The sequence below is a fragment of the Nitrincola salilacus genome, from assembly GCF_046271865.1.
Taxonomy (GTDB): Bacteria; Pseudomonadota; Gammaproteobacteria; order Pseudomonadales; family Balneatricaceae; genus Nitrincola; species Nitrincola salilacus.
Genome location: NZ_CP176580.1, coordinates 2596671 through 2607928 on the forward strand (window position 1 = coordinate 2596671; position 11258 = coordinate 2607928).

Consider the following 11258-nt stretch of genomic DNA (forward strand, 5'->3'; position numbering starts at 1 on the left):
CCGGTTGATCCGGATTACATGATCTCGCCGCCTGCCAGTACCAGTGCCTGCCCGTTCACCGAACGCGCTGCATCGGAACAGAGCCAGACCACCTGTGCAGCCACCTCTTCAGGCTCTATCAGACGCTTCTGAGGGTTGTGTTTGACCAGTTCTGCCAAGGCTTCGGCCTCTGTACGACCGGTTTTGCTGACGATATTACTGATCGCCTCGGATACGATATCGGTATTGGTGAAACCGGGGCAGATGGCATTGACGGTTGTATGGGTATTGGTCAGCTCCAGAGCCAGCACGCGGGTCAGGCCGATGACTCCATGTTTGGCAGCGGTATAGGCTGCGGTGTAGGCGTACCCCTTCAGACCGGAAGTGCTCGCAATATTGATCAGACGACCATAGTCTCCCTGAGTGAGGCTCGGCAACGCCGCCTGAATACAGTGAAAAACACCGGTCAGATTGACATCCAGCATCTGCTGCCACTGTGCTGCACTGGTTCTGGCAAAGGGGGCTGTTCTGGCCGAGCCGGCATTATTCACCAACACACTTACCGCACCTGACGCCAGTTCGGCGGCCTTGAAGGCCTGCTGAACACTCGCCTCGTCAGTGACATCCAGCACCTGATACTGCATACCCGGGAACGCCTGACACATAGCCTGCAGACGCGTTTCATCACGCGCCATCACAGTCACTCTGGCACCCTCGGCATGCAGACGCTCAGCAATTGCCCGCCCGATCCCGGTGGCGCCACCGGTCACGATGGCATGTCTGTCTGTCAATTCCTCCATGGGGCCTCGCCTGTAGTTCTTGATAAGATTTTATTTATAAACTGTTCTGGTCAAACTTTAACCACAAAACATTAGTTAAGAAATGTTTTTATATGAACTATTTATTTTCGATATTATTATTTTAAATGTCAAACATTATCACCCTGAACTTAAAAACACTCTGGGCTCAAGGCTGCTTTATCAATGCCAGACTACGTACAAACAGCTCCGTTTCTGGCTCGGCAAACGCTTCACACAGGGTCAGATGATCCCTGTCGGGCATATCCACAGCTCCCTTCCAGACACCCGACCAGGATTCAGCCAGTATCTGACGCTGCCGCTTGAACTCGTTGCTCTCAAGCCCGCCCACCGAGCCGATTACCGGCGCAGCCGTCGTTGGATGCAGTTTACTCGGGCTCAGTGTTGCTATGCGTTCCGGTGTAAAATGCAGATCATTTTCCAGCATCGGCACCTCCTTCAGCGGAGTCAGATCCACCACCGGGCTCAAGGCTATGCCCGCTGCCAACAGGTCAGCCGGTAAACGGCTGTCGCGTGCCACCCAGTCTGTCGCCATCGCCATACAGGTCAGATGCCCACCTGCGGAGTGCCCTGACACGGTGATCCGATCTGTATCAAAACCCAGCTCATCGGCGTGCAGATAGAGCCAGGCGATACTCTTGCGAATCTGCTCAACAATGGTTTCCAGATTGGTAGCTGGTGCCAGACCATAGTTGATCACAGCAACCGCAACCCCCTCCTCCAGATAGGGCGGAGCGATCCAGGTAAAATCATCCTTATGCAGCTTGCGCCAGAATCCGCCATGCAGAAAAACCAGCAAGGGTGGCTTGATCACGCCCGTTGGAGAAAAGTAATCCAGCGTCTCATCCGGACTGTCGCCATAAGCGATATCCACCCTGCCCGGTAACTGGTGCTGCACCGCTTGCGATCTGGCTGTCCAGCTGTTGATCACCTGCTCGAAACCAGGGATCTGGGCGCGCACATCATATTCTGCTGCAAAATCCACTTTCATTATTCACACACTCCTACAGCCATTCCTGTCGACACTTTTGTCAGAAACACTTGGCAGACACGCTTGTCAAACACCCTTATCAGACATCCTTGTCAGACACCCATGTAACGCTTCCAGAGATCCGGTGAACGCTGCAGTGTTTCGGTATCACCCGACCAGACACTGCAGCCCTTCTCAACGAAGGTGTGTCGATCGGTGACTCTGACAAGTTCTTTAAAGTATTTATCGATCACCAGAAAGGATTGCCCGGCCTCCTTCAGCCTTGCCAGCACCTGCCAAATCTCCTTGCGAATGATCGGTGACAAGCCTTCGGTTGCCTCATCAAGAATCAACAGATAGGGATTGGTCATCAGGGCACGCCCTACCGCCAGCATCTGCTGCTCGCCACCGGATAACTGATTGCCCATATTCCCGGCACGTTCTTTCAGACGCGGGAACAGCTCATAGATATCATCCAGCTTCCACGGCTTCTCGCCCTTGTTGCGATTGGCATGAAACGCCACCAGATTCTCTTCAACACTCAGGTTGGGGAAGATCTGTCGCCCTTCCGGTACCAGAGCCAGCCCCATCTGAGCGATCTGCTCGGTGGACCTGCCATTGATCTTCTCACCCAGAAAGCGTATCTCGCCCTGCCATGCCGGTAATTGGCCGAATACCGCTTTCAGCAAAGTGGTCTTGCCCATCCCGTTTCGGCCCAGCAGAGTCGACGCCTCGCCACTCTGTACTTCCAGATTGACACCAAACAGCACCTGACTGGGGCCGTAACCGGTTTCCAGATTTTCTATTGTCAGAAGCGCACTCATCCGTTCACCTCAAGCTCTTCAGCGTCCTCTTCACCCAGATAGGCGGTGATAACGGCAGGATTGTGTTTGATCTCTTCTGCACTCCCTGTAGCTATCACTTTGCCAGCAACCAGAACCGAGATACGGTCGGCAAGTCGGAATACGGCATCGATATCATGCTCAACCAGAATGATCGTATGCTGTTTTTTCAGCGACAGCATCAAGGTACCCATATTGTGTGACTCCTCCACATCGGTCCCTGCCATCGGCTCATCCAGCAGGATCAGTCTGGGCTCACAGGCCAGCGCCATCCCCAGCTCCAGCAGACGCTGCTTGCCATGCGACAGGGTGCCGACGATCTGATTCAGCTCAGGGCTCAGTCCCACACGCGCAGCGGTATTGATCGCACCTTCGTCAAGATCTGTTTCATCCATGACGGTGCCGAGAAAGTCGAATGAGTGCCCGGTACGCGCCTGAACCGCCAGCGCCAGATTCTCACGCACAGTCAGCCGTGGCAGCAGAGTCGTGATCTGATAGGAGCGTGCGATTCCTGCCTGCACCCGCTTGTGTACCGGCAGCGCTGAGATGTCCTCGCCCTCGAAGAGAATCGCTCCGGCATCCGGTTTCATCTCACCACTGAGTTGCGACAGGAGCGTGGTCTTGCCCGCACCGTTCGGCCCTATCAGGGCATGAATTTCACCCTGTCTCACCTCCAGGTGCTGAATATCCGATGCCACAAGCCCGCCGAAGCGTTTCACCAGATCTTTGACCTCAAGAATGATATGGCTCATTTTGGCACCTCCTGCTCAGACGCTGCCTTGCTGCTGGAGCGACTGAACAATCCCAGTACACGATCCCTGAGGCTCATGACACCATTCGGTGCTGCCAGGACGATAAACAGCAGCATCGCACCCAGAAACAGGTTCCAGTGCTCGGTATGATCGGCGATCACCTCTTCCAGTATCAGAAACAACGCTGCACCGGTCAAACCGCCCCAGAAATATCCCGAGCCACCCAGTATCACCATGACAATCAGAATGCCTGATTGATGCCAGTTCAGCATGTGTGGTGTCACGCTCATATTGAGATTGACCAGCAGCGCACCGGCAAGACCTGCCAGACCACCTGACAGTGTGAAGGCCATCAACTGGATGCGGTATACCGGATAACCGATGGCCGCCATGCGCTTTTCATTCTCACGTATTGCCACTACAGCTCGCCCAAAGCGCGAAGAAACCAGTCGATACATCAACACGATGGCCAGGCCCGACAGCAGCAGCACAAAGAAGTAGAAGGTCAGCGCATTATCTAGCCCTATACCGGGAACACTTGAGCGCTCCCTCAGTTGCAAGCCATCATCTCCACCGAAATTTGGCAGTGAGATCGCCAGGTAATAAAATACCTCCGCAAACGCCAGCGTGATCATGATGAAATAAACGCCCTTGGTGCGCAGACTGATCAGGCCGATCAGAAAGGCGGCAAAGGATGCCATCACGATAGCCAGTGGAAACACCAGCAGCGCTGAAACAAGACCGGCTTTGGCCAGAATAGCCACGGTATAGCCGCCGATGCCCAGGAATGCAGCATGCCCGAGACTGATCATGCCGCCATAACCCAACGCCAGGTTGAGGGCCGTTGCCGCCAGTGCCATGATCAGAATTCGGCTCCCCATACCGATATAAAAATCTTCACCCATGTAACTCATTGCCAGCGGAAAAATCACCAGCAGCACGGCCACAAGAATGGCAGACCAGGGATTGGGCAGCCCGGTATGCAGTGGCGTATCCTTACTATGCGAAGGACCGAATCGATTCATCAGCTTATCCTCGCGCCGGGAACAGCCCTTGCGGGCGGAAGTAGAGTACAGCGACCATCAACACGCTGATGGAGAGAGATGCCAGGGTTGAGCCCAGCGTACCGGCATTGGTGGGGTCTGTGATAAAGCCCAGACCAAGCACCAGCAGTAACTTGCCCACTGTATCGATCATTCCCACCAGCAAAGAGCCTATCAGGGCACCTCGCATTGATCCGATGCCACCGATCACAATCACCTGAAAAGCCGGTATCAGAATCGATTCGCCCATCCCTATGGTGACAGCCAGCAATGGGCCCAGCAACGCACCAGCCAAGGCGCAGAGGGCTGCACCCAGCACGAACACCAGTGTGAACAGTGGCTTGATACGCACCCCCATTACGGCAGCCATCTCACGATTGGAGGCCCCAGCCCGCATCCACATGCCGGTCCGCGTCTTGTTCACCAACAGATACAGGCCGATAGCCACTGCAAAGCCCACCCCGATAATCAGCATGCGATAGGCCGGATAGTAAAGTTCATCCGGTACGATCTCGATGGCGCGGGACAGACCCGACGGCATGCTGATCATCAGCGGTTGCGCACCAAAAATGATCTTGATCGATTCATTCGCGATCAGGATCAAAGCAAAGGTTGCCAGCACCTGTGACAGATGACTCATCGTCTGCAGCTTGCGATAGAGCAGCCTTTCAAGAATAAAGCCGATAAAAGCCGTGGCAACAATAGCCAGCAATAGCGCCGGGAAAAAACTGCCCAGCATCTGAAAAAAGGTGGCGGCCAGAAAAGCACCGATCATATACAAAGAACCGTGCGCCAAGTTGATCAGATCCATGATCCCGAAAACCAGCGTCAGGCCAGCAGCCAACAGAAACAGCATCAAACCGTACTGTAATCCGTTGAGCATCTGCTCGATAATTAGATAACCCATTCAACAGTTCTCCAACGCGTCATGCAGCACGTGCAACAACAATGGCATCTGATGCGGTGCAACGAACACGACAACTGAATACATCTGTGTGACGTAAGCAGCACCTGACATGGCATCAGGTGCTGCGGCTGAGTCAGCCTGCTTACATGTTGCAATCTTTGGCGTAAGCATCCTGATGGTCAGTCATGACCTCGGCTGCAAAATGGTTACGAACCGTACCGTCATCTTCGCGTACCACTTCACGTAAGTAGTAGTTCTGAATCGGATAATGGTTGTTACCGAAGGTGTAGTTGCCACGGACAGTCGGGGCATCTACAGAACGCAGTGCTTCGCGGAATGCATCCTTGTCTTCAATATTGCCATCCACGGCACGCACGGCGGCATCAATCAGCATCGCTGCATCATAACCCTGCGACGCGTAAAGCGTTGGCAGACGCCCATAGTCACCCTGAAAGTCTGTGACAAAGCGCTGATTCAGTTCGTTGTCCATTTCACGATACCAGTGAGTGGTATTAAACAGCCCCACCATATCTTCACCAATCGCATTGACGAAATCTTCGTCACCGGAGAAGCCCGGCGCAAACAGCGGTGTGCGGTTCATCATGCCGGAAGAGGCATACTGCTTGATGAAGTTGATGCCCATGCCACCTGGCAGGAAGATATAAAGTGCATCAGGACGTGTCTGACGGATCTGTGCAATCTCAGTTGCATAGTCGAGCTGGCCCAGACGTGAGTAGAGTTCGACAGCCACATCTCCCTGATAGAAGCGTTTAAAGCCATTCAGAGCATCGATACCGGCCGGATAGTTGGGAGCCAGCAGCGCGACTTTCTTGAAGCCTTCATTGGCGACATGCTTACCCATCGCCTCATGCAGGTTGTCGTTCTGCCAGGCGACATTGAAGAAGTAAGGATTACATTCGGCACCGGCATATTCACTCGGGCCAGCATTGGCACTGATATAGAAGGTCTCAGAATCGAAGAAGCTCGGCCCGACAGCCAGCATGATGTTGGAGAACACGACGCCGGTGGCCACATCGACACGATCACGCAGGGTGAAGCGCTCTGCGATCTGGCGTGCAGTTTCCGGGTTCTGAGCATCGTCCGAGATCAGGACTTCGGTGTTGAGATCTCCAAAATTACCGCCCAGATGTTTCACCGCCAGGTTAAAACCATCACGGATATCGACACCCAATCCAGCCGCCGGACCCGACAGGGTTGTCATCATTCCGACCTTGATTGAATCAGCGGCCTGAACAGTGCTGGCTGCAAGCAACGCGGCCAGTGAAGCGGCCAGTAAATGTTTCTTGTGCATGGTTAACTCCAGTCTTGTTGTTAGTATCGCAATCATCCTTTATCGCCGACATCGCCGGGATTCATCAGACTGCCTGATTGCTTATCTTTCTGTTGTTAAATCTATCTGTAGTTACACTCATCTGTTACTACAATTGTTTGAGCTTGAAACGTTGTAGTTTACCGGTCTCAGTTCTCGGTAATGCATCAATATATTTGATTTGACGAGGGTATTTATAGGGCGCAACAGTATTTTTCACAAAATTCTGCAATTCGACCGTCATTTCATCATCACCCACATAGTCGACATTAAGCACCACATAGGCCTTGATCACCTGTCCTCTGTGAGGGTCTGACACACCCACCACACCACACTCAGCCACTGCCGGATGTGCCAGCAAGGCAGACTCCACTTCTGGGCTAGCCACGTTGTAGCCTGAGGTGACGATCATGTCATCAACACGTGCCTGGTAATAAAAATAGCTATCCTCATCCATGTAAAACGCATCACCCGGCAGGTTCCAGCCGTTAACAACGTAGTCGGTCTGACGCTCATCTGCCAGATATCGACAGCCAGTTGGCCCCTTGACGGCCAGCTTGCCAACCTCCCCCGTCGGCAGTGGTTGCATCTGATCGTCAACGATCATGCCGATATAACCGGGCAGCATGCGACCCAGTGCACCAGCGCGATAGTCCTCCGGTGACGATCCCAGATAGATATGGATCATCTCGGTGCCACCGATACCATCATGGATCTCGATCCCGGTGGCTTCGCGCCATTTATCGCGTGTATCAGTCGGCAGTGCTTCCCCCGCCGATACGCATTTCTGCAGGCTGGAAATGTTATATTCAGATACCAGAGGAGTCATATGACGATAGGCAGTAGGAGATGTAAAACAGATAGTTGCACCATGTTTCTCAATTGCTTCCAGCAGCGGCTCCGGTGCGAGTTTCTCCAGTAGTACCGTGCTGGCTCTGGCCCAGAGAGGGAAACACAACAGCCCGCCAAGGCCGAAGGTAAATGCCAGTGGCGGTGTGCCGATAAACACATCATCACGGTTGGGTTTCAGACAGTGACGAGGAAATACTTCGCACATCGCCATGATATCTCGATGGAAATGGATGGTGCCTTTTGGAATGCCAGTGGTACCAGACGTGAATGCGATCAATGCAGGATCTTCTGCAGCCGTATTAACAGCAGCAAATTCATCCGACTTGTTGGCTGCCAGTTTTTCAAGCTCTCCAGTGCCACCATAGTGGATCACTTGTGTCAGAGTTTCGCAGGATTCAGTAGCCAGTTGCAGCTCCGGTGCCAGTGACTCGTCACAGATGGCATGTGTAATCCGTGCCGCCTGAGCGATATCCTTTAGCTCTTTGGCACGTAACAGCGGCATGGTGCCTACTGCCACGCCACCGGCCTTCAACACGGCCAGCCAGCAGGCTGCCAGCATCGGGCTGTTCATACCCCGCAGCAGTACACGATTACCTGTTTGCAACTGCAGATCCTGCACCAGCACATTCGCAATGCGATTGACCTGCCTTTGCAGTTCAGCATAGCTCCAGCTCACACCCTTGCCAATAATGGCCTGGCGCTCGCCATCACCCTCATCCACCGCACGGTCAAGCAGTTGATCCACAGCATTCAGGTACTCAGTAAACTGCAGCTCGGGTCGATTGAAAATCAGCTCCGGCCACTGTTCAGTCGGCGGAAGATTATCCCGCACAAACGTATCAATATGGGCAGTGTGCGCCATCGTTGGGTCTCCTACATAGAACTCGACAGTCGCCTGTTATTTTTATCAGCCACTTGTCTCGGTAAATTCCTGCATGCGCGCACGCAGCAGATCAGGTATCACCCGGGATATCGGCTCATCCCCCGTCATGTCGCACAGCACCAGTCTCGGTCGGATCTCAAGCGCCAGACGCCCAGCCGCATCACGTGCCTGCAAGCGCAACCTGACCGACGTTTGCCCCAGCTCAATCACCTGAAGTGTCCATTCAAGTGTAGAACCCAGTTGTGCAGGACGCCTGAAATCCACCTCCAGATGCACCGTCGGAACACCTGTATCGCCCTCCAGATGCATTCTTCGAAAGCTCAGATCCAATGCCCGATCAAACCACTCCTCAACCAGATTGTTACCCATCTCCATCAGACGCGGATAAAACGCGATACCGGCAGGATCACAATCAGCAAAACGTACCGGATAGCTGACGGTAAAAACGCTACTCATATATCACCCCCTCTCCGATATGATCAGACACGCTTAATCCGTCTCAGGTATGGCATGGCTGGGTGGGCGTGCCTTGGTTTGCAGTTCATAGAGCCGCTCACGCTGTTTCTTCTGTTCGTTGTGCGCCTGCGCCCTGCCCGACAGATAAGGTTTCGGCCAGGCCTGATCCCTTACGCCATACCAGGCCTCTGCCTGATGACCGAAAAACGGATTCCACAGATGGGGACGAGCCAGTGCCACAAGGTCCGCCCGACGCGTATGCAACAGCGTGTTGATCTGCGCCGGATCGGTGATCGCTCCCACCGTCATGGCCGGGACTTTGGGTACATTGCGCACCGCTTCGGCCAGATAGGCCTGATACATGCGGCCATAGGTCGGCTTTTGATCCGCCACTGTCTGGCCGGATGACACATCCAGCAGATCACAGCCTGCATCACGAAAAGCCTCGGCTATCGCAATCAGATCAGCCTCCGTGATACCACCCTCCTTCCAGTCGCAGCCGGATACGCGAACGGCCATCGGCTTACCGACTGGGAACACTTCGCGCATCGCGCGGAATACCCGCAACGGAAAGCGCAACCGATTCTCGATTGAACCACCATACTGATCCGAGCGCTGATTAGTCAGCGGTGACAGAAAGCTGGCAAACAGATAGCCATGTGCGCAGTGCAGCTCAACCATATCAAAACCGGCACGACCTGCGCGGCGGGTCGCATCAACAAACTCGGCCGTGATGCGGTCCATGCCGACCTCATCCAACTCCAGCGGCACCTGATTGATACCTTCCATATAAGGAATCGGCGAGGCTGACACAACCGGCCAGTTATCGTCTGCTTCTGCAATCGGGTGATCCATCTTCTCCCAACCGAGTTGCGTTGAGCCTTTACGCCCGGAATGCCCAAGCTGCATGCAGACCTTGGTATCACCGTGCTGATGAATCATCTCTACGATGCGCTTCCACTGTTGCTCCTGAGTATCCGTCCACATACCTGGGCAACCGAGCGTTATCCGCGCATCGGGTGATGGGCAGGTCATCTCTGTGTAGATCAGACCCATGCCCCCCATGCCATGTGAAGCATAATGAACCAGGTGCCAGTCGGTGGGGTTGCCGTCACGATCTGCGGAATATTGCGCCATCGGTGACATGACGATGCGATTGGGCAGCTCCATGTCACGCAGTTTGAAGCGGGTGAACATGGGAGTCGGCCGCGTCTTGCGATAATCGTAGCCGGTTTCTCGATAATAGCGTTCGTACCATTCGTTATCCGCTTTTTCGACAAATGCCGGATCACGTATGATCAGATTCTCGTAGGTTACCGATTTGGCACGACACATCACCACCATCGCAAACTGCATCGGCTCCATATCGAAGGAGCGCTCCATGTGCTCAAACCAGGCCAGCGACACATCCGCATTATGCTGTATCACCTGACAAGGCGTACGCCGCTCATCGTCGTAGGCCTTGAACGCTGCTTCGACACTGATTTCGGCGTACTCGAGTACAGCATCCGACAGCGCTATGGCACACTCCATCGCCAGCTTTGTACCGGAACCGATGGAGAAATGAGCAGATGCCTTGGCATCGCCGAGAATCACGATATTCTTGTGGTACCAGTGTTCGCAGAAGATACGCGGGAAGCGTCGCCAGTAAGAGCGGTTGATCAACAAAGGGTGACCAATCAGTTCATCAGCAAAGATCTTCTCCAGCTTGGCCGCACTGCCCGGTTCGTCAAACTCTTCAAACCCATGCCCCTGCCAGCACTCCTCATTCATCTCGAACACCCAGGTGGAACGGCCCGGCTCATACTGATAGGTATGGGCACAGATCACACCATGCTCAGTCTCTTTGAAGAAATAGTTGAACTCATCCATCGGGCGGGTTGAGCCCATCCAGCAGAAGCGGTTGGAGCGTGTCGTGATGCTGGGCTGGAAATGTTCCGCATAGTGCGTACGTATCTGAGAGTTGATGCCATCCGTTGCGAGGATGATGTCGGAATCGGCAAAGCGGGTTTCGAGATCTGCTGCCTCAACCCTTTCACCAAAGTGCAGGGCAACACCCTCCTCCCGGCAACGATCATGCAGCAGAGCCAGCAGCGCAAAGCGGGATGTACCGCAGAAACCGTTTCCGCCACAACGTATCTCCTGCCCTTTATAGTGGATGGCAATATCGTCCCAGTAGGCAAAGCCGGTTCTCAAACGCTCATAGGATTGCGGATCACGCGACAGGAACTCGCCCAGCGTTTCGTCAGAAAAAACCACACCGAAACCGAAGGTGTCATCCTCCCTGTTGTGCTCATAAACCTCGACCACCCAGTCGGGGCGAGCCTTTTTAGTCAAGAGCGCAAAGTAGAGCCCACCGGGACCACCGCCCACTACCGTAATCTTCATTCTCAACTCCTGCTCGGATCCTGATAACCGGACCTTGC

The 11258-nt window shown here is 54.0% G+C and carries 10 protein-coding genes; all 10 read right to left on the reverse strand.

The window, feature by feature from the left end:
- Positions 1–14: 14 nt before the first annotated feature.
- Positions 15–779, reverse strand: a complete 765-nt coding sequence (locus tag ACK3CJ_RS12305; RefSeq protein ID WP_409522503.1) for an SDR family NAD(P)-dependent oxidoreductase — start codon at positions 777–779, stop codon at positions 15–17.
- A 166-nt stretch (positions 780–945) separates the two neighbouring features.
- Positions 946–1788, reverse strand: a complete 843-nt coding sequence (locus ACK3CJ_RS12310) for an alpha/beta hydrolase (protein ID WP_409522504.1) — start codon at positions 1786–1788, stop codon at positions 946–948.
- Positions 1789–1880: 92 nt separating this feature from the next.
- Positions 1881–2591 carry an ABC transporter ATP-binding protein gene (locus ACK3CJ_RS12315; RefSeq protein ID WP_409522505.1) on the reverse strand — a complete coding sequence of 237 codons (711 nt, stop codon included), beginning with the start codon at positions 2589–2591 and terminating at the stop codon, positions 1881–1883.
- On the reverse strand, positions 2588–3361 hold the full coding sequence (locus ACK3CJ_RS12320) for an ABC transporter ATP-binding protein (protein ID WP_409522506.1): 774 nt from the start codon (positions 3359–3361) through the stop codon (positions 2588–2590). Before ACK3CJ_RS12320 ends, ACK3CJ_RS12315 begins: the two co-directional genes overlap by 4 nt.
- Positions 3358–4386 (reverse strand): branched-chain amino acid ABC transporter permease, encoded by a 1029-nt coding sequence (locus ACK3CJ_RS12325; protein ID WP_409522507.1) that lies wholly within the window; start codon positions 4384–4386, stop codon positions 3358–3360. Before ACK3CJ_RS12325 ends, ACK3CJ_RS12320 begins: the two co-directional genes overlap by 4 nt.
- 4 nt (positions 4387–4390) lie before the next feature.
- Positions 4391–5311 carry a branched-chain amino acid ABC transporter permease gene (locus tag ACK3CJ_RS12330; protein WP_409522508.1) on the reverse strand — a complete coding sequence of 307 codons (921 nt, stop codon included), beginning with the start codon at positions 5309–5311 and terminating at the stop codon, positions 4391–4393.
- A gap of 142 nt (positions 5312–5453) precedes the next feature.
- Positions 5454–6623, reverse strand: coding sequence for an ABC transporter substrate-binding protein (locus ACK3CJ_RS12335; protein ID WP_409522509.1), 1170 nt, complete (start codon positions 6621–6623; stop codon positions 5454–5456).
- Positions 6624–6750: 127 nt separating this feature from the next.
- Positions 6751–8355 (reverse strand): AMP-binding protein, encoded by a 1605-nt coding sequence (locus tag ACK3CJ_RS12340; protein ID WP_409522510.1) that lies wholly within the window; start codon positions 8353–8355, stop codon positions 6751–6753.
- Between the two features lie 45 nt (positions 8356–8400).
- Positions 8401–8832 (reverse strand): acyl-CoA thioesterase, encoded by a 432-nt coding sequence (locus tag ACK3CJ_RS12345; RefSeq protein ID WP_409522511.1) that lies wholly within the window; start codon positions 8830–8832, stop codon positions 8401–8403.
- A gap of 33 nt (positions 8833–8865) precedes the next feature.
- The gene (locus ACK3CJ_RS12350; RefSeq protein ID WP_409522512.1) at positions 8866–11220 is read right to left on the reverse strand and encodes a bifunctional salicylyl-CoA 5-hydroxylase/oxidoreductase; all 2355 of its coding nucleotides are present in this window, start codon (positions 11218–11220) and stop codon (positions 8866–8868) included.
- Positions 11221–11258: the final 38 nt, after the last annotated feature.